Annotated in this window: 20 protein-coding genes; 17 read left to right on the plus strand and 3 right to left on the minus strand. The window is 70.6% G+C overall.

All coding sequences use genetic code 11. The features are described 5' to 3' along the window. The first annotated feature begins 170 nt into the window (after window positions 1-170). Both ACWPOB_RS13505 and ACWPOB_RS13510 read left to right on the plus strand, forming a co-directional pair. A complete protein-coding gene (locus ACWPOB_RS13505; RefSeq protein WP_455401140.1) occupies window positions 171-1,535 on the plus strand; it encodes a TIGR01777 family oxidoreductase in 1,365 nt (454 codons plus the stop codon). An 11-nt stretch (window positions 1,536-1,546) separates the two neighbouring features. Beyond that, window positions 1,547-3,025: an SDR family oxidoreductase gene (locus ACWPOB_RS13510; protein ID WP_455401141.1), complete on the plus strand. Its 1,479-nt coding sequence runs from the start codon at window positions 1,547-1,549 to the stop codon at window positions 3,023-3,025. Between the two features lie 133 nt (window positions 3,026-3,158). On the opposite strand, the gene ACWPOB_RS13515 is transcribed toward ACWPOB_RS13510, so the two are convergent. Both ACWPOB_RS13515 and ACWPOB_RS13520 read right to left on the minus strand, forming a co-directional pair. Beyond that, window positions 3,159-3,740: a lipocalin family protein gene (locus tag ACWPOB_RS13515; RefSeq protein WP_455401142.1), complete on the minus strand. Its 582-nt coding sequence runs from the start codon at window positions 3,738-3,740 to the stop codon at window positions 3,159-3,161. A 29-nt stretch (window positions 3,741-3,769) separates the two neighbouring features. Then, window positions 3,770-4,450 (minus strand): fasciclin domain-containing protein, encoded by a 681-nt coding sequence (locus ACWPOB_RS13520; protein ID WP_455401215.1) that lies wholly within the window; start codon window positions 4,448-4,450, stop codon window positions 3,770-3,772. Window positions 4,451-4,597: 147 nt separating this feature from the next. Here ACWPOB_RS13520 and ACWPOB_RS13525 point away from each other — a divergent pair, with 147 nt between their 5' ends. The 3 genes from ACWPOB_RS13525 to ACWPOB_RS13535 all read left to right on the plus strand — a co-directional run bounded on the left by ACWPOB_RS13525 (window position 4,598) and on the right by ACWPOB_RS13535 (window position 6,764). Beyond that, window positions 4,598-5,227 carry a dienelactone hydrolase family protein gene (locus tag ACWPOB_RS13525; RefSeq protein WP_455401143.1) on the plus strand — a complete coding sequence of 210 codons (630 nt, stop codon included), beginning with the start codon at window positions 4,598-4,600 and terminating at the stop codon, window positions 5,225-5,227. A 219-nt stretch (window positions 5,228-5,446) separates the two neighbouring features. Continuing rightward, the gene (locus ACWPOB_RS13530; protein ID WP_100056803.1) at window positions 5,447-6,022 is read left to right on the plus strand and encodes a sigma-70 family RNA polymerase sigma factor; all 576 of its coding nucleotides are present in this window, start codon (window positions 5,447-5,449) and stop codon (window positions 6,020-6,022) included. After that, window positions 6,012-6,764 carry an anti-sigma factor gene (locus ACWPOB_RS13535; protein ID WP_455401144.1) on the plus strand — a complete coding sequence of 251 codons (753 nt, stop codon included), beginning with the start codon at window positions 6,012-6,014 and terminating at the stop codon, window positions 6,762-6,764. The genes ACWPOB_RS13530 and ACWPOB_RS13535 overlap by 11 nt, the downstream gene beginning before the upstream one ends. Before the next feature lie 35 nt (window positions 6,765-6,799). Here the strand turns inward: ACWPOB_RS13535 and ACWPOB_RS13540 are convergent, their stop codons facing one another. Beyond that, the gene (locus ACWPOB_RS13540; RefSeq protein ID WP_006931511.1) at window positions 6,800-7,219 is read right to left on the minus strand and encodes a MarR family winged helix-turn-helix transcriptional regulator; all 420 of its coding nucleotides are present in this window, start codon (window positions 7,217-7,219) and stop codon (window positions 6,800-6,802) included. A 74-nt stretch (window positions 7,220-7,293) separates the two neighbouring features. Between ACWPOB_RS13540 and ACWPOB_RS13545 the strand changes: the two genes are divergently transcribed. The 12 genes from ACWPOB_RS13545 (at window position 7,294) to lysX (ending at window position 24,131) form a co-directional block, all read left to right on the plus strand. Then, a complete protein-coding gene (locus ACWPOB_RS13545) occupies window positions 7,294-9,366 on the plus strand; it encodes an MMPL family transporter (RefSeq protein WP_455401145.1) in 2,073 nt (690 codons plus the stop codon). 120 nt (window positions 9,367-9,486) lie between these two features. Next, on the plus strand, window positions 9,487-9,840 hold the full coding sequence (locus ACWPOB_RS13550) for an HPF/RaiA family ribosome-associated protein (protein ID WP_455401146.1): 354 nt from the start codon (window positions 9,487-9,489) through the stop codon (window positions 9,838-9,840). Between the two features lie 653 nt (window positions 9,841-10,493). Further along, complete coding sequence (locus tag ACWPOB_RS13555; RefSeq protein WP_455401147.1) at window positions 10,494-10,616, plus strand: hypothetical protein; 123 nt, start codon at window positions 10,494-10,496, stop codon at window positions 10,614-10,616. Window positions 10,617-10,847: 231 nt separating this feature from the next. After that, entirely contained in the window at window positions 10,848-11,006 is a 159-nt protein-coding gene (locus ACWPOB_RS13560; RefSeq protein WP_455401148.1) for a hypothetical protein, read from the plus strand. A 154-nt stretch (window positions 11,007-11,160) separates the two neighbouring features. Continuing rightward, window positions 11,161-12,594, plus strand: coding sequence for a hypothetical protein (locus ACWPOB_RS13565; protein ID WP_455401149.1), 1,434 nt, complete (start codon window positions 11,161-11,163; stop codon window positions 12,592-12,594). Between the two features lie 225 nt (window positions 12,595-12,819). Further along, entirely contained in the window at window positions 12,820-12,918 is a 99-nt protein-coding gene (gene kdpF, locus ACWPOB_RS13570) for a K(+)-transporting ATPase subunit F (RefSeq protein ID WP_100055923.1), read from the plus strand. A gap of 7 nt (window positions 12,919-12,925) precedes the next feature. Continuing rightward, the gene (gene kdpA / locus ACWPOB_RS13575) at window positions 12,926-14,626 is read left to right on the plus strand and encodes a potassium-transporting ATPase subunit KdpA (RefSeq protein WP_455401150.1); all 1,701 of its coding nucleotides are present in this window, start codon (window positions 12,926-12,928) and stop codon (window positions 14,624-14,626) included. A gap of 94 nt (window positions 14,627-14,720) precedes the next feature. Further along, entirely contained in the window at window positions 14,721-16,811 is a 2,091-nt protein-coding gene (gene kdpB, locus ACWPOB_RS13580) for a potassium-transporting ATPase subunit KdpB (RefSeq protein WP_455401151.1), read from the plus strand. 5 nt (window positions 16,812-16,816) lie between these two features. Beyond that, window positions 16,817-17,476: a potassium-transporting ATPase subunit C gene (locus tag ACWPOB_RS13585; protein WP_455401152.1), complete on the plus strand. Its 660-nt coding sequence runs from the start codon at window positions 16,817-16,819 to the stop codon at window positions 17,474-17,476. A gap of 7 nt (window positions 17,477-17,483) precedes the next feature. Further along, complete coding sequence (locus ACWPOB_RS13590; protein ID WP_455401153.1) at window positions 17,484-20,030, plus strand: DUF4118 domain-containing protein; 2,547 nt, start codon at window positions 17,484-17,486, stop codon at window positions 20,028-20,030. After that, window positions 20,027-20,707, plus strand: a complete 681-nt coding sequence (locus ACWPOB_RS13595) for a response regulator (RefSeq protein WP_100055927.1) — start codon at window positions 20,027-20,029, stop codon at window positions 20,705-20,707. Before ACWPOB_RS13590 ends, ACWPOB_RS13595 begins: the two co-directional genes overlap by 4 nt. A gap of 124 nt (window positions 20,708-20,831) precedes the next feature. Then, entirely contained in the window at window positions 20,832-24,131 is a 3,300-nt protein-coding gene (gene lysX, locus ACWPOB_RS13600) for a bifunctional lysylphosphatidylglycerol synthetase/lysine--tRNA ligase LysX (protein WP_455401154.1), read from the plus strand. Window positions 24,132-24,188: the final 57 nt, after the last annotated feature.

The raw sequence follows: 24,188 nt of genomic DNA on the forward strand, positions 1-24,188 counted from the left end.
GGAACACGACCATGCGAGAACTCGTCGAAACAGCGTTCATGGCAATCCACACTCCTCTGGTGAACGCATACACCATTCTCATCAACATGATTCCCAGCTGATTCCACGGCGGCGCCGGGAGTTCTCCCGGCGCCGCTCCCGCACACCCGGACCAGGCCGAGGAAGGCACGATGGGCATCACGTACTCGAGCGTCGTCGACGCGCCACGCCGCGACGTCTTCGATTGGCACAGCCGACCGGGTGCGGTCAGGCGCCTGCTCCCCCCGTGGCAGCCGCTGCGGGTGATCACCGAATCCGACTCCCTCGAGTCGGGCCGGGCCGTACTCGGCCTGCCGGGCGGATTGCGCTGGATCGCCGTTCACCAGCCCGACGCCTACGACCCGCCCGCGCGGTTCGTCGACAGCGTCGGCCGCGACGGGCTCACGTCGCTGCCCACGGGGATCGTCATGTCGTGGCGGCACGAGCACAACTTCGAGGCTCTCGGCGGCCGTCGCACCCGCGTCACCGACCGGGTCGACACGCCCGTCCCAGAGTCGCTGCTGAAGCAGACCTTCCTCTACCGGCACCGCCAGCTCGCCGACGACCTCGCCGCCCACCAGTGGTCGCACGAGCAGGGGGTGCGGCCCGCCACGGTCGCCGTCACCGGCACGTCGGGCCTGGTCGGCACCGCGCTGACCGCCTACCTGAGCACCGGCGGCTATCGCGTCGTCAGCCTCGTACGCGGCGAACCGCGCGGCGACGACGAACGTCGCTGGGATCCGGACGCCCCCGCACCCGACCTGTTGGAGGGGGTCGACGCCGTCGTCCACCTCGCCGGCGCCTCGATCGCCGGGCGCTTCAGCGACGCCCACAAGACCGCGATCCGGGACAGCAGGATCGAACCCACCCGGCTGCTGGCCGATCTCGCGGCACGCACGCCGAACGGACCCGCGACGTTCGTGTCCGCGTCGGCGATCGGGTTCTACGGCTACGACCGCGGCGACGAGCCGCTCACCGAGGATGCGCAGCGCGGCACCGGGTTCCTCGCCGACGTCGTCGCCGACTGGGAGGCCGCCACCGCGCCCGCCGCCGCGGGCGGGTTGCGCGTGGTACTGGTGCGGACCGGGATCGTGCAGACACCGCGCGGCGGGCCGCTGCAGTTGCAGCGCCCCCTGTTCGAGGCCGGGCTCGGCGGCCGGCTCGGCACCGGCCGGCAGTGGCTGTCGTGGATCGACCTCGACGACCTGCTCGACGTCTACCACCGGGCCCTCGCCGACCCCCGCATCGTAGGCCCCATCAATGCCGTTGCGCCGGAGCCGGTTCGCAACGACGAATACACCCGCACACTGGCGCGGGTGCTGCACCGGCCGGCGCTGCTGCCGGTGCCCGGGTTCGGACCGCGGCTGCTGCTCGGCGAGGAAGGCGCGCGCGAGGTCGCCACGGCCGACCAGTGCGTCGTCCCGCGGTGCCTGGTCGACCACGGGCACCGCTTCCGCCGGCCGAAGCTCGAGGCCTGCCTGCGGCATCAACTCGGCCACATCGTGGAGAACGGATGAGTGGAGAACGGATGAGCGCCCCTCCGCTGCGCATCCTCGTCACCGGGGCTACCGGCTACATCGGGGGCCGGCTCGCCCCGCTGCTGGTCGACGCGGGGCACCGGGTGCGGGTACTGGCCCGTACCCCCGACAAGTTGCGGGACGTGCCGTGGGCCGGCGACGTCGAGATCGTGCGCGGCGACCTGACCGACCCGGAGTCCCTGGCCGTCGCCTGCCGGGACATCGACGTCCTGTACTACCTGGTGCATTCGATGGGCGGGCGCGGCGAATTCATCGACACCGAACGCACGGAGGCCGAGAACGTCGCCGCCGCGGCCCGGGCGGCCGGGGTGCAGCGCATCGTGTATCTCGGTGGGCTGCACCCGGACACGGCCGAGCTCTCCACGCACCTGCGTTCCCGGGAGCAGGTGGGCCGGATCCTCGTGGAGTCCGGCGTGCCCACCCTGGTGCTGCAGGCCGGGGTGGTGATCGGTTCGGGCTCCGCGTCGTTCGAGATGATCCGGCACCTGAGCAACCGCCTGCCCCTGATGACCACCCCGAAGTGGGTGAACAACAAGATCCAGCCCATCGCGGTGCGCGACGTGCTGCACTACCTGGTGGGCGCGGCCACCGCTCCCCTCCCCCGCAGCCGCACCTACGACATCGGCGGCCCGGACGTGCTGCGCTACGGCGAGATGATGCAGGTGTACGCCGAGGTCGCGGGCCTGCGCCGGCGCCGCATCCTGGTGCTGCCCGTTCTCACCCCGAAGCTCGCGGGCCTGTGGATCGGGCTGGTCACCCCGATCCCGCCGTCGCTGGGCCGGGCCCTGATCGAGTCGCTGAGCAACGACGCGGTGGTCGCCGAACACGATATCGACGAGGTGATCCCGCCGCCGCCCGGCGGACTGACCGGATACCGCGAGGCGGTCCGGCTGGCGCTGCACAAGCTCGAGCGCGGCGACGTCGAAACCACCTGGGCGAGCGCGTCGCCCGTCGGCGCCCCCGCCGAACCGCTGCCGTCCGACCCGCACTGGGCGGGGGAGGCGGTCTTCGTCGACGAACGCGCCATCGACTGCGACACCGACGCCGGCACGGTGTGGGAGGTGGTCGAGAGCATCGGCGGCGAGAACGGCTGGTATTCCTTCCCGCTCGCCTGGACGATCCGCGGGTGGCTCGACCGGTTCGCCGGCGGCGTCGGTCTGTCCCGGGGCCGGCGGAACCCGCGCACCCTGCACACCGGGGACGCGCTCGACTTCTGGCGCGTCGAGCGCCTCGAGCGTCCCACCCTGCTGCGGCTGCGGGCCGAGATGCGGGCGCCGGGCGGGGCGTGGCTCGAGTGGCGCATCGAGCCGCTCGATCCCGGCCGGGCCCGGTTGCACCAGCGGGCGATCTTCTTTCCGAAGGGGCTTGCGGGACGCATCTACTGGTACGCGCTCGTGCCGTTCCACGGCATCATCTTCAAGGGCATGCTCGAGAACATCGCCGGCACCGCGCACCGCACAGCGGGGTAGGCGGGCGCACCGAGCTCCTGGCTCCGCCCCCGCCGGTGGCCGAATGTCACATGCGATCGATCGATCCGATGCAATGTGACATTCGGCCGGGCGGAGCGGCACCGGCACGAGTCCGGTACGCGCAGAAGGTGGTTCACACGGTGCAGAGCGGCTTGATCTCCTGCAGGCCCTCGGTGGTGGGCGAGGTGAGCATGAGGCAGCTGTTGTAGCCCTGCTGCTCGACCACGGCCCGGATCTGCTGCCACGCAGCGTCGTCCACGACGGGCGAACGCGAAAGTACGAATCCGGAGATCCGGGTCGGGTCCCCCACGAACGCCCACGAGTAGTCGTCCGCGAGGTAGCTCACGATGTAGTTGCTCGGACCGTCCAGCGAATCCTGGGACGGCACACCGGGGAAGCTCACGTGCAGCGACGCGGTGTCGTTGACCCGCGCGTTGCCGACGATTCCCCGGCGTTCACCTGTGGCGGTGGTGCACGAGTTCTCGACCCGCACGTTGCGCTCGTCGAGCAGCGTGTAGTTCGCCGTGGTGTCGCGCACGCAGTCGAGATTGAACGGAGCGGGATTGGCGGCCAGCTGATACCAGGTGCCCATGTACCGGTTCACGTCCAGCTCCGCCACCGGGGTGAGCGGGGCTGCCTGCGCCGGTGCCGCCACAAGGGCGGCGCCCGCGGCGGCCAGGACGGCCGCCGCGAGGCCTCGGATCATTCGTTTCACGTCGCTCCTCGGGTCCTACCGGGTCCGGGTCACTGCTGCGGCGCCGGCGGCAGCAGGACGGAGTCGACGAGGTAGACGGTCGCGTTGGCCGTCTTCACGCCGCCACAGATAACGTTGGCGTCGTTCACCTTCCATTCCTCGCCTTCACCGGTCACCTCGACGGTACCGCCCTGAACGGTGGTCTGGGTACCTTCGATGTCCGACGGCGCGATCTGGCCGGGCACGACGTGGTAGGTGAGAATGGTGGTGAGGGTGGCCGTATCGGTCTTCAGGCTCTCGATGGTTGCCGGATCGACCTTGGCGAAGGCGTCGTCGACCGGCGCGAACACGGTGAACTCGCCGCTGTTGAGCGTGTCGACGAGATTCACCTGCGGGTTGAGCTGCCCGCTGATCGCCGCGTTCAACTGAGTCAGAATCGGAATGTCGGCGACGGCAGTCCCGACGGGTTGCTGCGCGATGGCCTCCAGCGAGCCCGGCCCGCTGGGAACCTGCTCGGCGTACGCGGCGCAACCCGGACCCACCGGGGCCGACGCCATGGCCTCGGTGGTGGGCGACATCGCCGACGTGGCGCTCTCCATCGCCGACGTGGCCGACGTGGCCGACGTGGCCGACGACGAACCCGAGTCGTCGGACGAGCACGCCGCGACACCCATCATCGCCATTGCGCCGATTCCGACTGCCGCCAAGCTCTTTCGCGTGTTGATAACCATGGCCCCAATTCCCTTCGGTGTCGTGGTCCTTGCGACCACGTCGGTCAGGTGTGTCATCTGCCATTCGGCGCGGGCGGAAGGGCGGATGGGTGGATCTGCAAGATTTTTTCGACCCATCCGATTCCGGCCGCGCTCCGAACAACGGGCATGGAGATCGTATCGAACCGGCCCCGCGCTCATGTGCTGGTTCTGCCAGGCGGCAAGCCGGTCAGCACGTCCGCCGCCCGGCCGTGGCACCTGTCCGCGCTGCGGATGACCTTGCTGACCGAATCCCTGCGTTCCCGGCTGAGCATGTACGACATCACCGTCGGGCAGGTGCGCTACACCCACCGCGGATGGAACGGGGACCGGATGAGTCCCGTCCACGACGCACTGCGCGCCCTCGACGAGGTGCAGCGGCGGCGCGGCGACGTCCGGATCGGGCTCGTGGGCCACTCCATGGGCGGAAGGGTTGCGGCCCACCTCGCGGCACAGCCCGGCGTCGGGGCCGTCGTCGCGCTGGCACCGTGGTGGCCCGACAACGACGGCGCTCTCGTCCCACCCGAGCGACGCCTGCTGGTGGTGCACGGTACCGCCGACACGAGGTGCGATCCGCGCCTGAGCGCGGTCCAGGCGGCCCAGGCCCGCGGACGCGGCGTCGATGCCCAGTTCCGGCCGCTGGCGGGGGCGGGCCACTTCCTGCTCACCAAGCCGGGGTGGTGGCATGCCGTCACCGCCGAGTTCCTCCGTGAATCCCTGGCCCCGGCCGGCCGGCAGGCAGGCGGAGACCATGCCTGACACCCCGCGCGACGTCGCAGTGATCGGCAGCGGTGGCGCCGGCCTGCCGGAACGGGCCGGCGGCGTCACGCTCGAGAATTCGTCCCGGAGGTGATCGCCTTGCTCGATTCGACTCTTGCCTCGCCCGCCGGTCCCGGCCCCCCGAACGGACCGGCCGAGGACGGCTTGAGCCGCCCGAATCGCCCGACTAGGCTTTCGCTCGATGAGCGGACAGGGCCGATGACCGGCGTCGGCGGACGTACCGACACACTCGATGCGCTGCTCGCGCGCGTGGCGGTGCAGGACGCCGCTGCATTCGCCGAGTTCTACGACCTGACCCGCGCCCGCGTGTACGGCATGATCCTGCGCGTCCTGCGCGATCCCGGCTACAGCGAGGAGACCGCGCAGGAGGTCTATCTGCAGGTCTGGCGTTCCGCCTCCGGTTTCGACGCCGCGCAGGGTTCGGCGATGTCCTGGCTGATCACCCTGGCGCACCGCCGGGCCGTCGACCGGGTGCGGTCCGAGCAGTCCGGGGCCGACCGCGAGGCACGCTACGGCGCGAGCAACGTCGACGCGGCGTTCGACGTCGTCAGCGAGGAGGCGGCCCGGCGCGAGGACCGGCAGCAGGTCGCCCACTGCCTGGGCACGCTGACCGATCTGCAGCGTCGGTCCGTCGAACTGGCCTACTTCGGTGGGCTGACGTACCGCGAGGTATCCGAAAAACTTTCGGTCACGCTACCGACCGTGAAATCGAGAATCCGAGACGGACTGCTCCGTCTGCGCAAGTGTCTGGGGGTGCAGGGCGATGACGAGTGAGGCCCGGCCCGGTTTCGGCGATGTGGACCGCGAACTGATCGACCTCGCGGTCGTGTACGCGCTCGACGCGGTGTCCGATGCCGAACGCCGCGACATCGAGTCCCGGGTGGCCGAAGCCGCTCCTGAGGTGGCGGCGGCGTTCGCCCGGGAGACGGCGGCCGTCCGGGAGACCATGGCCGTGGTGTCGGCGTCGACGGCCACCGAGCCGCCGGCCGGACTGCGCGAGCGCCTGCTGGACGCGATCGCCGCCGAATCCGGCCCGCAGGCGCCGCCCGTCGCACCGATCTCGCTGGACGAGCGGCGCGGCCGGCGCCGCAACTTCCTGCTCGCCGCGGCGGCCGCACTGCTGGTCGCCGTGGGCGGATTCGCCGTCGTCGCCCAGCTGCAGGAGGACACCGCACCCACCTCGGCTCAAGTGTTCGCGGCGGAGGACGTGCGCACCACGTCGGGTGAGATCGAGGGTGGCGGAGTCGCCACGGTGGTGTACTCGAAGGACGCCGACGCCGGGGTACTGGTGATGAACAACGTGGCGCCGCCCGCCGAGGGCAGCGTCTACCAGATGTGGCTGATCACCCCCGAGGGCCCGGAGTCCGCGGGCATCATGGACGCCGAGGCGGTGGCTCCGTCCACCACGGCCGTCCTCGAGGGGGTCGGGCATTCGACCGCCCTGGCATTCAGCGTCGAACCGCCGGGCGGGTCGGCGCAGCCGACGCAGATCTTCGCCCAGCTGCCGCTGGACTGACCCGGGGGGACAGACCCCCGCACGCTCGCGGCGGCTCAGCGCTGTGCCGATCGGACCAGTTCGATCAGAAGGGAGCGCAAGGTGGCGGGGTCGGACACCACCGCGGTCGGCTGCGCATCGGTGCGCTCGAGTTCGATCATCGCCCGGTACAACTCGTACCCCGATTCGGTGATCCGGACGCGCATGCGCCGCTCGTCGGCGGGATCGACGGTGCGCGTGGCGAATCCGGACCGCTCGAGGTGCTCGACGGTCCGGCTCATCGTCTGGTCGGTCACGCGGCAGGCCCGGGCGATCTCCCGCTGGGAGCGCGGACCGTCGGCGATCGTATGCAAGGCCACCAGCCCGGCGTGGGTGAGACCGTGGGCGCGCAGAGTCGATTCCCAGGCCTGCTCCACCAGCCGGGCGGCCGTGGACAGCAGCCGGCCGGTCGGCCAGCTCTCGAGGTCGTCGGTCATGAGATACCTTTTCACTATTGTTCAGCTAGCTGAGTAATCTGGGCTCGGCGTACTCGCATTCTCCTGGAGGAAGATTGAACACCGTCACCGCGCCGGCGCGTTCACCTCGTCGCATCCGCTGGCTGCTGCCGGCGCTGCTGCTCATCGCGTGGCTCGCGATCGCCGGCGCCGGCGGCCCCTTCGCCGGCAAGCTCAGCGAAGTCCAGCAGAACGACAACAGCTCGTTCCTCCCGGCCTCCGCGGAATCCACCCGGGCGGGCGAGCTCTATGCGGACTTCACCGACACCCGGTACGTGCCCGCGATCGTCGTGGCCGAACGCCCCTCCGGCATCACCCCCGACGACCTCGCCTACCTCGCGGGGGGGTCGGCCGGCCCGCCACCGGTCCCGTCGCAGGACGGTCAGGCCGCACGCATGATCGTCCCGATCGACAGCACCGGAGAGGTCGGGGACGCCGTCGACGAACTGCGCGCCGAGCTCGCCGATCCGCCCGAGGGGCTGACGGTCTACGTCACCGGTCCCGCCGGGCAGATCGCCGATCTGACGACGGCGTTCGAGGGCATCGACGGCCTGCTGCTGCTGGTCGCCGGTGGCGTGGTGCTGCTGATCCTCGTCGTCGTCTACCGCAGTCCCCTGCTGCCGTTCGTAGTGATCCTCTCGGCGGTGTTCGCCCTAACGCTCGCGAGCCTGCTCGTGTACCTGCTGGCCGGCGCCGACGTCATCGCCCTCAACGGACAGAGCCAGGGCATCCTGTTCATCCTCGTCTTCGGCGCCGCGACCGACTATGCGCTGCTGCTGGTGTCCCGCTACCGCGAGGAACTGCGCCTCGAGCAGGACCGGTTCGCCGCGATGCGCACCGCGTGGCGGGCCACGCTGGAGCCGATCGCCGCGTCGGCGGGCACCGTCATCGCCGGCGTGCTGTGCCTGTTGCTGTCCGACCTGAACTCCAACCGCGGCCTCGGCCCCGTCGCCGCGATCGGCATCGTCGCCTCGTTCGTCGCCTCCATGACGTTCCTGCCGTCCGCACTGGTGCTCCTCGGCCGGGCCGCGTTCTGGCCCAAGCGGCCGACGGCCGACCCCGACGCCGATCGGGACGACCTGGCATCGGCGCACCGGTTCTGGAACGGGCTCGCACAGCGGGTCGGCGCCCATCCGCGGCGGATCTGGGTGGTGTCGAGCCTCGTCCTCGTCGGCTTCGCGATGCTGATGCCGCAGTTCAAGGCCGACGGCGTCGCCCAGTCGGAGATCTTCCTGCTCGAGACCGACTATGTGACCGGCCAGGAGATGCTCGGCAGGCACTTCGACGCCGGCACCGGCTCCCCCACCGTGATCATCACCCGCGAGTCCGCGGCCGGCGACGTCGCCGCCGCTGCCCGCGTCGAGGGCGTCACCGAGGTGGCGCCGGTGACCGGCCCGGACGGTGCGACGACCGTCGTCGACGGCCGCGTCGCACTGCAGGCGACCCTGTCGGATCCCGCCGACTCGACGGCCGCCGAGAACACCGTCGAGCGCATCCGCGACGCGGTCGGCGGAGTGCCGGGGGCCGAGGCCCTCGTGGGCGGGACCACGGCGGTCGATCTGGACACCAAGAACACCGCCACCCGCGACCGCACGGTGATCATTCCCGTCGTCATCGCGGTGGTGCTGCTGATCCTGATCCTGCTGCTGCGGGCACTCGTCGCGCCGGTGCTGCTGATGCTGACGGTCGTCGTGTCCTTCGCGGCGACCCTCGGCGTGTCGTCGCTCGTCTTCGACCATCTGCTCGGGTTCCCCGGCGCCGACCCGGTGGTGCCGCTGTTCGGCTTCGTCTTCCTCGTCGCGCTGGGCATCGACTACAACATCTTCCTGATGACCCGGGTGCGGGAGGAGAGCGCCCGGGTGGGTACCCGGCGCGGCACGCTGCGGGCCCTGACCGTGACCGGCGGGGTGATCACCTCCGCAGGTATCGTCCTGGCCGCGACGTTCTCGGCGCTGGCGGTGATCCCGCTGCTGTTCCTCGCGCAGATCGCGTTCATCGTCGCGTTCGGCGTGCTGCTCGACGCACTGCTGGTCCGGTCGCTGCTCGTGCCGGCGCTGACGATCGACATCGGAAAGCGGATCTGGTGGCCGAGCACGCTCGCGCGCAGGGAGCCGGAGGAGGTCGGCTGACGCGGCCTGTGGGTTGCCCACCCGTACCGAGTTCGGGTGGAATCGACACGACGCAGCGCGCGAAGGCGCGGAGAACGACCTCCGGCCGTACCGACGCGCTCGAGAAGGAGACAGCTCGCGATGCAGATCCAGCTCAACAAGGACAGCCACATCCAGATCGACGACGACATCGCCCGTCGGCTCGAGGAGGAGCTGGCGTCCGCGCTGAACCGGTTCGCCGACCGGATCACCCGGGTGGAGATCCACCTCAGCGACGAGAACGCCGACAAGTTCGGCACCACGGACAAGCGTTGTCTCCTCGAGGCGCGGATCGCCGGCCAGCAACCGATCGCGGTCACCCACAACGCGGGATCGGTGAAGGAGGCCTTCGACGGCGCCGTGCACCGCCTCCACAGCCTGCTCGATTCCAAGCTCGGCCGCTCGACCGACCACAAGGGCGGCCCCTCCATCCGTCACATGGAGGTCGACGAGTAGACGACTCTCCCGGGAGTCGTCGGGACGAGAATCGCCGCGCCGCTCCGGAATCCGCGCCGGGAAACGACTGGGCGGATTCCGGTACGGCGAGCGAATTCCGGTGCGGCGGCGCGGTGGACGCGCCGCAGTTCCTCGTCCCGCACCGTCGACCGTTCAGGACGGCACGACGTGTCCCGCAACGCCGCCCCCGACGGCATTGCGGGACACGCTGGGGGCCGCCGACCCGGCACGGCAGGTATCGCAGGCGCGTGACACGACCCCACGGGACCGAGCGTGTTCAGCTCAACCCGACACCGAGACCGAACGTCACGCTCAGCCACTTGAGGAACGCGCTGAACGCAACGCCCAGATCGAATCCGGCAGACATCGGACTCTCCTTCACCCTCGAAGATCCCGACCCGACCTCAGTGTATTACCATCGAAAGAGTCACACCACCAACGGATTTCGGGCAAATACCCCGGAGGGGACTTCTCGGGCGGTAGCGCGGGCTACGGCCCGAACCCCCACCACCTCGAAAACGGCGCGTCTCCGGCAACACCGCCACCGCAGGCGGGTACCGACGACAGGGCGCCGTTCCGGCGAACTGGACTTTATTTTTTTGTTGGGTATGGTCGGGGCCAGTTTGCGATTGCCGATTCGGAAAGGATTGACAATGGCCGCCAAGTCCGCCGTCAAGAGTTCCAAACAGTCCGCCCGCGCCCTGAAGGAGCGGCGTGCGGAAAAACGAGCCAAGGCGCTCGAGTCCACCCAGTTCCTCCGCAAGCGGAAGAGCTGACCGCGAATCTACGACCACCGATCCGAACGAAATGGATTTCACGACAACAGTTCTCGAGAGACTCTACGCGCAGCTCGGAAGCGAGATCGCCCTCGCGGACCCCGGCGGCGAATTTCTTCCGGGATATCACCGGGGAATTCGGACCGCGCGACTGTACGTCCTCGACGAATTGGCTCGCCATTCCGCACTGCCTGCCACCATCAGAAAAACGACGAGAGAATCGCACCTCCCATGAACACGGCACAGCACGCGCTCGGGAGAATTCGAGCGAACCTGGAAAATGATCTGGAGACCCTCGGCCGCGCCGAGCACACCCGCGGGTTCCGCCGGGGACTGCGCGAGGCGTTGACTCGCGTGACGGAACTCGAGGACGCCACCGCCGCGGGCTGACCCTCCCGGATCCCTCCGCCCCGGCCCGGGCGCTGCGTCCCCGGGCCGGGGCGGAGCGCTTCGCGCCGGAGGCGCCGACCTCGTCACCGTGCCGAAAGCGAAGAATCAGATGCCGCGCCGGTATACCGATGTTGTTGCCACGCCTGCCGAACCGATGCCGTCCCCGGCTCGGGCCGGGGTGCTGAAGGTGATGTTCCTGCCGCTGGACGTCGCAGCGAGCAGGCTTCCTCCCGCCGTTCCCGCCGTTGCCGGCACGGAGCCGTTCCTCCCGGCACGCATAGCCGACGCCCCAGGTGCCGATCACGTCGAGCGGGCACCGAGCCTGCTGGCGTTCCGGCACCTCATGGACCCCGGCGACGGCCCCGTCACCTTCGGACCGGTCCGGCGTCCGGCGGCGGACACTCCACCGTCGGCGCCCGGCCGGACCCATGTCGGCGCGCCCGGCGCGTGTGCGTCCCTGTGGGAGGTGCCCGGCGGCGGACTGGTGCTGGTGTGCGAGGAGCTGACCGCCGAGGCGCCCGGTACCGTGCTGACCTGGCACAGCGATCCCCTCTTCGACGGTGCCGACACCGGATTCCGTCGCGCGCTCGACGCATTTCTGGCGCCGTTCCGGGTGACCGCCGATGCCGGCCTGGTCGACGTGTTCCCCCGGCTCGACACCCGGCTGCCCGACCCCGCGGTGTACCGCCCGCTCAGCGAGGTGGTCGTTCGCACCGCTCGTCCGCTCGAGGCCGAGCGCACCGTCGAGGGACTGGTCGTGGAGGTCGCCGGGGACGGGTCCGAGGCGGTGCGCCGGCTCGTCGGACCTCCCCGCTCCGGCACCCTGGCCGCCGGGGTGTCGCGGGCATCCGGACAGTTGCGCACCTGGCATCCGGAACCGTTGGCCGATGCGCCGGTGCGGACCGGGGCGCGGCTGGGCGTCCGCGACGACGCCCGGGCGATGCTGGTCGATCTCGGCGCCGCAGACCGTCACGGTTACCTCGGGGACGGCACCCGCGAGATGCTCTACCACCTGATCTGCTGGGTCGGCGCCCGGGCACACCTGCACACCGATCGGCGCCGGCTGCTCGGGCACCTGCGCACCCACCGCTCACACGACCGTGCGCAGCTCCTCACCGCGCTCGACGAGGTGGCCGACGTGCGTGCGCGCCTGGTCGAGGTGGCGCTGCTGTGCGCTCCCCCCGACGACGCCCCGGGACGGATCGCGCCGACGCGGTTGCGCTCGCTGCTCGCGCACCGGGCGAGCGCGGAGATCGACGGGGCACGAGCCGAGTTGACCGAGCTGTGCGCCACCGCCGACCTGGTGCTGCACCGGCGCCTGCACACCGCTCGCCCCCGGCCGCAGCCGCTGCCCGCCGCGCCCGCCGTCCTGTCGGCGATCGCACTTCCGGCAGCGGCGACGACGGCGCTGCTCGTCCCGCTGCAGCATCTGCACCCCCCGGCGCTCGTGCCGGCCGCCGTGTCCGCCGCGCTGGCCGTGGCGTTCCTGGCGGCACCGCGACGAGGTGGTGATGCCGCCGGACTCGTGCCGTTCCGGCGTCGGGGCCCGCGGGCGCTGCGCCGCCGGGGTCCCGGACCCGGGGTGTAAAGAACTCGTCAGGACATCGGCCGCGGGCGTCAAGATTCCGTATGGATCGCGGTCCACGGACGGGCGCGGTGCAACAGTGTGGTGCGGGGCGCCGATCGGCGCCTGATTCGTGTCTACGACAAGGGAAGACGACATGGCCGACACCGCGTACGTGGTGCTGATCCTGGCAGGGTTCCTGGTGTGCGCTCTGGTCCTGCGCGCACTGCATGTGCGAGGTGAGAGCCGATGACCTGGGCAGGGGTGGCGAGCGTCGCGCTCGTCGTGCTCGCGACGGCACTGGTGGTGTACCTGCTGATCGCGCTGCTCGATCCGGAGAGGTTCTGACGATCCGATGACTCCAGCTGTTGCCGCGGGACTGCAGATCGGCCTGGTCGTTGCAGTCCTGGCGTTGGCCTACGTTCCACTCGGCGACTACATGGCGAGGGTGTACACGACCGACACCGACCTGCGGTGGAAGGACCTGCGGATCGAGTCCCTGATGTACCGGCTGTGCCGGATCGATCCGCGCGCAGAACAGACCTGGTACGGATACGCCGCGAGTGTGCTCGGTTTCTCGCTTGCGAGCGTGCTCTTCCTGTACACGGTGCAGCGACTCCAGGGTGTCCTGCCGCTCGGCCAGGACCTGGGTGCGGTGAGTCCGTCGGTGGCGTTCAACACGGCGGTCTCGTTCGTCACCAACACCAACTGGCAGTCCTACGTGCCCGAAACGACGATGAGTCCCCTGACCCAGTCCGCCGGGCTCGCGGTGCAGAACTTCGTCTCGGCGGCGGTCGGCATGGCGGTCGTGATCGCCCTGATCCGTGGCCTGGTGCGCGTCGGGCGCGTCGGCGAGATCGGCAACTTCTGGGTGGACCTGGTGCGCGGGACACTGCGGATCCTGCTGCCCTTGGCATTCGTGATCGCCCTGATCCTGCTGAGCCAGGGCGTGATCCAGTCGTACCGCAGCGGCTTCTCGGCCACCGGGCTGGACGGCAACGTGGTGACCAACGCCCTCGCCCCCGTCGCCTCGCAGGAGGCGATCAAGGAACTGGGCACCAACGGCGGCGGCATCCTCGCCGCGAACTCGGCCCATCCGTTCGAGAATCCCACCCCCGTCACCAATATCGTCGAGATCCTCGCGATCCTGCTGATCCCCGTCGCGTTGACCCGCACGTTCGGCACGATGATCGGCAACCGACGGCAGGGCCTGACCGTCCTCGGTGTGATGGCGGTGCTCTACGGCACCGTCCTGGCGGTGGCGCTGGCCGCCGAATCCGGTACGCGGGGTGTGGCGGCGAACGCCGCCGGCGCGATGATGGAGGGCAAGGAAGTCCGGTTCGGGATCCCCGGTTCGGTGCTGTTCGCGGTGTCGACCACCGGCACGAGCACCGGTGCGGTGAACTCGGCGCACGACAGCATGTCCCCGCTCGGCGGTGGGGCCGTCCTGCTGAACATCCTGCTCGGCGAGATCGCGCCCGGCGGGGTCGGCACCGGCCTGTACAGCATGCTGGTGCTCGCGGTGATCGCCGTGTTCGTCGGGGGCCTGCTCGTGGGGCGCACGCCCGAGTTCCTCGGCAAGAAGCTGCGCAGGCGCGAGATCACCCTTGCCGCGCTGGTGGTGCTGGTGATGCCGACGCTGGTGCTGACCGGCACCGCGATCACCGTGATCCTGTCCACCACCACCGGGTACCTCGGCAACTCCGGGGATCCGGGCACTCCGGGCGCGATCCACGGGTTCACCGAGGTGCTCTACGCCTATGCCTCGGCGTCGAACAACAACGGCAGCGCGTTCGGCGGGCTGACCGTGACCAGCGACTGGTTCCAGTCCTCGCTCGGCATGTGCATGCTGCTCGGGCGGTTCCTGCCGATCGTGTTCGTCCTGGCCCTGGCCGGATCGCTGGCCGCCCAGCGGCGCACGCCGGCCGGTGCGGGCACGCTGCCCACCACCGGTGCGGCCTTCGCCGGGCTGCTCACCGGAACGGCCGTCCTCGTTGCGGCTCTCACCTTCTTCCCGGCCCTCGCCCTGGGCCCCGTCGCGGAGGCGTTGCAATGACCCTCGTCTCCCCCTCGGCGCCTCACGCGCACCTGCGGCGCCGCGACCACGGCTCTTCCTCCCGCCCCGCGGCGGAGATCACGGAGATACTTCGGTGACCATCGACCTTCATTCCCACCGGGAGACCATCGCCTCCCACCCGCATCGTGTCGGCGGGGGCGTGTTCAGCCCCCGTCAGCTGGCAGACGCCCTGCCGGGAGCGATCCGCAAGCTCGATCCCCGGCATGTGGCGCGGAATCCGGTGATGTTCGTCGTGCTGGTCGGGTCGGCGGTCGCCACCGTCGCGGCGATCGTCGAACCCACCCTGTTCGCCTGGTCGATCGCGGCGTGGCTGTGGTTCACCGTGCTGTTCGCCAACCTCGCCGAGTCGGTCGCCGAGGGGCGCGGCAAGGCGCAGGCGGCGAGCCTGCGGAAGGTCAAGCAGGACACGACAGCCCGTCGCCTCGCCGGTCCGGCCGCCGAGGAATCCGTATCGGCCACCGAGCTGCGCGTGGGCGATCTCGTCGTGGTGGAGACCGGTCAGACGATCCCCGGCGACGGCGACGTGGTCGAGGGCATCGCCACGGTCGACGAGTCGGCGATCACCGGAGAATCGGCGCCGGTGATCCGCGAGTCGGGTGGCGACCGATGCGCCGTCACCGGCGGCACCACCGTGCTCTCCGACCGCATCGTCGTGCGGATCACCGCACCACCCGGGCAGACCTTCGTGGACCGGATGATCGCTCTCGTCGAGGGGGCCGCCCGGCAGAAGACCCCCAACGAGATCGCCCTGAACATCCTTCTCGCGGCGTTGACGATCGTGTTCCTGCTCGCGGTCGTCGCGATCGGTCCGATGAGTGCGTACGCCGGCGCCGAGCAGGGACCGGTCGAGCTGATCGCGCTGCTGGTGTGCCTGATTCCCACCACGATCGGTGCCCTGCTCTCCGCGATCGGCATCGCCGGGATGGACCGGCTGGTGCAGCGCAACGTGCTGGCCATGTCCGGTCGTGCCGTCGAGGCGGCCGGGGACATCGACACCCTGCTGTTGGACAAGACCGGCACCATCACCTACGGCAACCGACGCGCCACCGCACTGCACCCCGCTCCCGGCGTCACGGATCTCGAAATGGCTTCTGCGGCAAGGCTGTCGAGCCTGTCCGACGGAACCCCCGAGGGGCGCAGCATCGTCGAGCTGTGCGCCGAGCGGTTCCACCTCGATCCGAGCCCGTCGGACGCCGAGCGCTCCGCCGAGTTCGTCGCATTCACCGCGCACACCCGGATGAGCGGCCTCGACACCGCCGGAGACGCCGGCATCCCGGTTCGCATCCGGAAGGGCGCCGCCGACGCGGTGACCCGCTGGGTGGCCGAGCAGGGCGGACGGATGCCCGAGGCGGTGAGCACCGTCGTCGACGACATCGCCCGCGGCGGCGGAACACCGCTCGTGGTGGCCCGATCCGACGATCGCGGCGCATCGGTGGTCGGCGTCGTCGAGCTGTCCGATGTCGTCAAACCCGGCATGGCACAGCGGTTCGCCCAGCTGCGGGCGATGGGCATCCGCACGGTGATGATCACCGGGGACAACCCCCTCACCGCGAAGGCGATCGCGGCCGAGGCGGGGGTCGACGACTTCCTGGCCGAGGCGACCCCCGAGGACAAGCTGGCGCTGATCCGCTCGGAACAGCAGGGCGGACGGCTGGTCGCGATGACCGGTGACGGTACCAACGACGCGCCCGCCCTCGCCCAGGCCGACGTGGGGGTGGCGATGAACACCGGCACCTCCGCGGCCAAGGAGGCGGGGAACATGGTCGACCTCGACTCCGATCCGACGAAGCTGATCGAGGTGGTCGAGATCGGCAAGCAGCTGCTCATCACGCGCGGGGCGCTGACCACCTTCTCGCTGGCGAACGATCTCGCGAAGTACTTCGCGATCCTGCCCGCGTTGTTCAGCGGGATCTACCCACAACTGGCGGGGCTGAACATCATGGGACTGGCCACCCCGCAGAGCGCGATCCTGTCGGCGGTGATCTTCAATGCCCTCGTGATCGTGGCGCTGATACCGCTGGCCCTGAAGGGTGTGCGGTACCGGCCGGCGAACGCGTCGTCGCTGCTGGGACGGAATCTGCTCGTCTACGGCCTCGGCGGGGTGATCACCCCGTTCGTCGGGATCTGGCTGATCGACCTCGTGGTGCGTCTGGGAATCGGGTGACACTGATGGGATTCGGTAACTTCTTCGCAGGGTTGATGCGGCAGGCGCGGGCCGGCCTGCTGATGCTGGTCGCACTGACCGTGATCGTCGGAGTGGCCTATCCGGCGGCGGTGTGGGCGGCGGGACGGCTCGGTTCGGCGAGCGCCGAGGGCTCGCCACTGACCGACACGAACGGTTGCGTCGTCGGCAGCCGGCTGATCGGCGTCGATCCGCAGGTCGCGCCCGGCGAGCCCGATCCGTTCTTCCACACTCGGGTCGTCGGCTCGGTCGCCGACGGAGACGCCGTCGCGCCGGGCGACCCGGCCGCCGCACTGCCGTCCAACCAGGGCCCGAGCAGCGAGGTGCTGGCCGTCTTCGTCGACGAACGGCGTGCCGTGATCGCCGCACGCGAGCAGGTGCCGCCGCAGGAGATTCCGGTCGATGCGGTCACCGGGTCCGGCTCCGGCGTCGACCCCCACATCTCCCCTGCCTACGCCGCGGTGCAGGTGCCGCGGGTGGCGCGGGTCACCGGCATCCCCGAGCAACGGGTCCGGGAGCTGGTCGCCGCGCACACCGAGGGCCGGCAACTCGGGTTCCTCGGCGCCGAACGAGTGAACGTGCCCGAGCTGAACGTGGCGCTGGGACTGACCGCACCCGACTGCGACGAGGTCCCGTCGGGTGGATGATGGCGTCGTGACCGGTACTGCGCGCACCGCCGCCCCCGAGGCGTCGCGCCGGGGGCGGCTGCGGATCTACCTCGGTGCCGCCCCCGGCGCGGGCAAGACGTTCGCCATGCTGGGCGAGGCCCATCGGCGGATCGCCCGGGGCGGTGACGTGGTGGTCGCGATCGTGAACACGCACGGTCGTGCCCGCACCGCCGAACAGCTGGCCGGCCTGGAGACCGTCCCGCCCCGGCGGACGACCTACCGAGGCACCGTGCTCGACGAACTGGACCTCGACGCCGTGCTGGCCCGCCGGCCCGCCGTCGCCCTGGTCGACGAGCTCGCCCACACCAACGTTCCCGGCAGCCGCCACGCGAAACGGTGGCAGGACGTCGAGGAACTGCTCGACGCGGGAATCGACGTGCTGTCGACGGTGAACATCCAGCATCTCGAGTCCCTCAACGACGTGGTCGAACAGATCACCGGCGTGGTGCAGCGCGAGACCGTCCCCGACGACGTCGTGCGCCGCGCCGACCAGGTGGAGCTGGTGGACATCACCCCGCAGGCCCTGCAGCGGCGCCTGGCGCACGGGAACGTGTATGCGCCCGAGAAGGTCGATGCCGCGCTGCGCAACTACTTTCGGGAGGGCAACCTGACCGCCCTGCGCGAGATCGCCCTGCTCTGGCTCGCCGACCAGGTCGACCTCGCGCTCGCCAAGTACCGCGGCGAACACGCCATCACCGACACCTGGGAGGCCCGCGAACGGGTCGTCGTCGCCGTCACCGGTGGACCCGAATCGGAGACCCTGGTCCGGCGCGCGAGCCGGATCGCCGCCAGGGCCGGCGCGGAGCTGATGGTGGTCCATGTCGTCCGTGGTGACGGGCTCACCGGGGTATCGGCGCCGCAGATGGGGAAGGTCCGGGCTCTGGCAGCCAGCCTGGGGGCAAGCCTGCACAGCGTCGTCGGCGACGACGTGCCCACCACGCTGCTCGACTTCGCGCGGGAGGTGAACGCCACCCAGCTGGTGCTCGGCACGTCCCGGCGCCCGCGGTGGGCCCGCATCCTCGACGAGGGCATCGGGGCGGCGGTCGTCCGCGACTCCGGCAAGATCGACGTGCACATGGTGACCCACGAGCACACCGCCCGTGGGCCGAGGATGGCGTTGCTGGGCCGCCACGAGCGGCGACTGCAGTCCTGGATCGCGGCGATCGTCATCCCCGTCGTCGCCACCGGCGTGATGGCGCTGATCGACCACTTCACCGGCTTCGAGGGCCAGAACACGCTGTATTTCGTCGTCGTGCTCGCCGTCGCGCTGTTCGGCGGAATCGGTCCGGCCGTCGTCGCGGCCCTGCTGTCGGCCCTGCTGCTCAACTTCTTCTTCACCGAGCCGCGCTACAGCTTCACCATCGCCGAGCCGGCCAACTTCGTCACCACCGTGGTGCTGCTCGTCATTGCCGTAGCAGTCGCCGCACTGGTCGATGCCGCCGCGGCCCGTGCCCGCGAGTCCCGGCTCGCGTCCCAGGAGGCCGAACTGCTCGCCCTGTTCGCCGGCGCGGTTCTGCGGGGTGCGGACCTGCCCCGGCTGCTCGAGAAGGTCCGGGAAACCTACGCCCAGCACGGCGTCAGCCTCGTCCGCACCGACCGGGAGCCGGCACAGGTGCTGGGGACGGCCGGCTCGGCGCCACCGACGTCGATCCAGGCCGCCGACACCGTCTGCGAAGTCGACGACAGCGCCTATGCCCTCCTGCTCGGTGGACCGCAGCTACGCGCCCGCGACCGCCGGATCCTCACCGCGGTGGCCGGACAGGCCGCCGGACTGGTCCGGCAGCAGGAACTCGCCGCCGAGGCCGCCCAGGCGTCGGCCCTGGCCGAAACCGACCGCCTGCGGCGGCTGTTGCTGTCGGCGGTGAGCCACGACCTGCGCACCCCGCTCGCTGCCGTCAAGGCCGCGGTGTCGAGCCTGCGCAGCACCGATGTCGAGTTCTCCCCCGAGGACACCGCGGAGCTGCTCGCGACCATCGAGGAATCCACCGACCAGCTCACCGGCCTGGTGTCGAACCTGCTCGACTCCTCCCGGCTCGCGGCCGGGGTGATCACGCCCGTCCTGCAGCCGGTGTACCTCGACGAGGTGGTGCACCGGGCCATGGTCACGCTTTCGAGCGGCGGTTCGGACACCGCCCGCAACGTTCGCGAACGCATCGAGGTCGACGTCGACGACACCGTGGTCGGTGCGGACAGCGGGCTGCTCGAACGGGTCCTGGCCAATCTTCTCGACAATGCCCTGCGCTATGCACCCACCGGTCCGATCCGCGTCGGCGCCGACACCTCCGGTGACCGCACCACCGTCACCATCGCGGACTGCGGTCCCGGACTCGCACACGGCGACACCGGCAACGTCTTCGCCGCCTTTCCCCGCGCCGGGGACCACCGCAGCAGCCGCGGGGCGGGGCTCGGGTTGACCGTCGCCCGCGGATTCGCCGAAGCGATGGGCGGGACCGTCACCGCCACCGAGACACCCGGTGGCGGGACGACCATGGTGGTCGAGCTCGCCGCCGCGCCGGCAAGGGTGCCGCGATGACCCGCATCCTCGTCGTCGACGACGAACCACAGATCCTGCGTGCGTTGCGCATCAACCTCGCCGCACGCGGGTACGAGGTGATCACCGCCGGCGACGGACGCTCCGCCCTCCGAGCCGCCGCCCAGCAGCATCCCGATGTGATCGTCCTCGACCTGGGCCTGCCGGACCTCGACGGGATCGAAGTGCTCGCCGGGCTGCGCGGCTGGTGCACGGCCCCCGTCATCGTCCTCTCGGCACGCACCGACGCCCTCGACAAGGTGGCCGCCCTCGATACCGGAGCCGACGACTACGTCACGAAGCCGTTCGGGATGGAGGAGTTCCTCGCCCGCATCCGCGCCGCGGTCCGCCGGGCCGGCACCACCCCGGACACGACCGAACCGACGATCGACACCGACGACTTCACCGTCGACCTCGTCGCGAAGAAGGTCACCCGCGACGGCGCTCCGGTGCACCTGACCCCCACCGAGTGGGGGATGCTCGAGATGCTGGTGCGCAACCGCGGCAAGCTCGTCGGCCAACGGGAACTGCTCGAAGAGGTGTGGGGGCCGTCCTACACGACCCAGACCCATTACCTGCGGGTGTATCTCACGCAGCTGCGCCGCAAACTCGAACCCGATCCTGCCCACCCTCGCCACCTGCTCACCGAACCGGGAATGGGATACCGCTTCGAACCGTGAAGCAACTCTCGCGGGACGAAGCCGGACGGTCCGAGCAGCGCCGCCGGACGTCCGGCACGACGGATTCGTAACCAAATCCCGGTTCCGAGCAGCACGACGTCCCGGGCGGCGCTACCGTCGACGCATGTCAGCGGACGTTGCTGCGGCACCTGCGGCGCACCCCCACCTGCCTGCCCGGCCCCGCGGCCGCATGAACTCGGTCCCGCACGTGGTGGGCCTGACCCTCGGGATCTTCGCCGTCGCGGTGGCGCTGTGGTCGATCTCCCCCACCCTGCGCTACTTCGTCCATACGCCACGGGAATACGTGGACACGTATCTGTTCGACGCTCCCGACACCAGCCTGTCGTACGCGCTGGTGCTCGGCCTGCTCGCGGCGGCACTGGCGAGCCGCAAGCGGATCGCGTGGTGGATCCTCACGGTGTACCTGGCCGGATTCGCGATCTACAACGGGTTCGTGGCGGTGTCGGACCGCAGCATCGACGCGGCGATCGGTCTGGTGCTGCAGGTCGCGGCGGTCGGGCTCCTGCTCGCGGCGTATCCGGAGTTCTACACGCGGGTTCGTCGCGGGGCGGTGTGGAAATCGCTGGGCGTCCTCGTCGCCGGGCTCGCCGTCGGCACCCTGATCGGGTGGGGGCTCGTGGAACTGTTCCCCGGGACCCTGCCGTCCGACGAGCGGTTGCTGTGGGCGGTCAACCGGGTGACCGCCCTGTCCCTGCTCGACAACGACCAGTTCAGCGGGCGCCCACACGGATTCGTCAACACCCTGCTCGGCCTGCTGGGGGCGCTGGCGCTGATCGCGGCGGTGATCGTGCTGTTCCGCTCGCAGCGGGCGACCAACGCACTGACCGGGAGCGACGAATCCGCGATCCGGGGCCTGCTCGAGCGTGGCGGCGACGATTCGCTGGGCTACTTCGCGACCCGCCGCGACAAGGCGGTCGTCTTCGCACCCAGTGGTAAGGCCGCGGTGACCTACCGCGTGGAGGTCGGGGTGTGCCTCGCCAGCGGGGACCCCGTCGGCAATCCGGAGGCGTGGCCGCACGCGATCGACGAGTGGCTCGCGCTCGCTCGGGGTTACGGCTGGGCGCCGGCCGTGATGGGTGCGAGCGAGGCCGGCGCCACCGCCTATCGCCGGGCCGGTCTGTCGGTACTGCAACTCGGCGACGAGGCCATCCTCCACACCGCCGGATTCTCGCTCTCCGGCCGGGAGATGCGGCCCGTGCGCCAGGCCGTCTCGCGTGCCCACAAGCAGGGGGTGACGGTGCGCATCCGCCGGCATCGGGACGTCCCCGAGGCGGAGATGGCACAGGCGATGCGACGTGCGGACGAATGGCGGGACACCGAGACCGAGCGCGGATTCTCGATGGCCCTCGGGCGCCTCGGCGACCCGCTCGACGGGAACTGCCTGCTCGTGGAGGCGATGTCCCACGACGAGGTGGTGGCGATCCTGTCGCTGGTGCCGTGGGGGGCCGACGGCGTGTCGCTCGATCTGATGCGCCGAAACCCGCAGGCGCCCAACGGTGTCGTGGAGATGATGGTGTCGGAGCTCGCCGCCCACGGCGGCGAGTTCGGGATCACGCGGATCTCGTTGAACTTCGCGGTGTTCCGCTCGGTGTTCGAGGAGGGCGCACGGATCGGCGCCGGCCCGGTGCTGCGGCTGTGGCGTTCGGTGCTCGTGTTCTTTTCCCGCTGGTGGCAGCTCGAGGCGCTGTACCGGTCGAACGTGAAGTACCAGCCCGAGTGGGCGCCGCGGTTCCTGTGCTTCGCGGACAACAGGGTGCTGCCCCGGGTCGGGATCGCGTCGGCGATCGCCGAAGGTTTTCTCACGCTGCCCAGCTTCGGCCGGGAACGAAGCGCCCGCCGCCACACCGGGACGCAGACGTCCGCTCCCCCGGTGCTCGTCGAGTCCGGCACCCTGCACGACGACGGTGCCGCCCCCGACGTCGAGCCGGCGCCGGAGTCGCGCACCGGTCCCCGGCGGCCGGAACAGGTGCGGGTGCGGATGACGAAGCTCGAACGGCTCGTGGAGTCGGGTGTCGACCCGTACCCGGTGGCGAACCCCCCGTCGTACACCGCCGCGACGGCCGTCGCCGCACCCGAGGGCACCGCGGTGCGGATCGCCGGCCGCATCCTGCGGCTCCGGGACTTCGGCGGCGTGCTGTTCGCGGTGCTGCGGGACTGGTCGGGCGACGTGCAGATCCTCGTCGACCGCGGCCGCGTCGGCGGCCGCCGCTTCGTGTTCGACCTCGGCGACCTCGTCGAGGTGAGCGGGGTGACGGGCCGCAGCCGCAGCGGCGAGCTCTCGGTGCTCGCGGAGGACTGGCGACTCGACGGCAAGTGCCTGCACCCGCTGCCCGACAAGTGGCGGGGCCTGACCGATCCCGAGGCGCGGGTACGCCAACGGTACGTGGACCTCGCGATCAACCGCACCGCGCGCCGGCTGCTCACGGCCCGCAGCGCGGTGGTGCGGTCGCTGCGCGAGCAGCTGCAGGCCCGCGGCTACCTCGAGGTGGAAACACCGATCCTGCAACCCGTGCACGGCGGCGCCAACGCCGCCCCGTTCACCACCCACATCAACGCCTACGACCTGGACCTGTACCTGCGGATCGCACCCGAGCTGTACCTCAAGCGCCTGTGCGTGGCGGGTATGGAACGGGTCTTCGAGATCGGCCGGGTGTTCCGCAACGAGGGCGCGGATTTCAAGCACAACCCGGAGTTCACGATCCTCGAGGCCTACGAGGCACACGCGAACTACGAGGTCATGCGGGTGCTGGCGCGCGAGCTGATCCAGGCCGCGGCCGTCGCGGCCCACGGACGCGAGGTGATCGTCCGGCCCGGCCCCGACGGGCGGCCCGTCGAGATCGACATCTCCGGCGAGTGGCCGGTGAAGACGTTCCACGGGGCGGTCTCGGAGGCACTCGGCACCGAGATCGACGCGCAGACCCCCGTCGAGGAGTTGCGCCGGCTGTGCGACGAGCACGAGATCCCGTACAACCCCGAGTGGGACGCCGGCGCGACGGCGCAGGAGATGTACGAGCATCTCGTCGAATCCCGAACCGAGTTCCCCACCTTCTACACCGACTTCCCCACATCGGTCTCCCCGCTCACGCGCCCGCACCCGACGAAATCGCTCGTCGCCGCCAAGTGGGACCTCGTCGCGTGGGGCATCGAGCTGGGGACGGCCTACAGCGAGCTGACCGACCCGATCGATCAGCGTGCCCGGCTCACCGATCAGTCGCTGCTCGCCGCGGGCGGCGACGAGGAGGCCATGGAGCTCGACGAGGACTTCCTGCAGGCACTCGAGCACGCCATGCCACCCACGGGCGGCCTCGGCATGGGCGTGGACCGGATCGTCATGCTCGTCACCGGCGGCAGCATCCGCGAGTCCCTCGCGTTCCCCCTCGCCAAGCCGCGCGCTCGACGCTGAGGCCCCGGTTTCACGTGAAACACCGGGTCGACCGAGCGCGCGTTCGGTCGCCGTGGC

The sequence above is a fragment of the Rhodococcus sp. 2H158 genome (assembly GCF_053764755.1).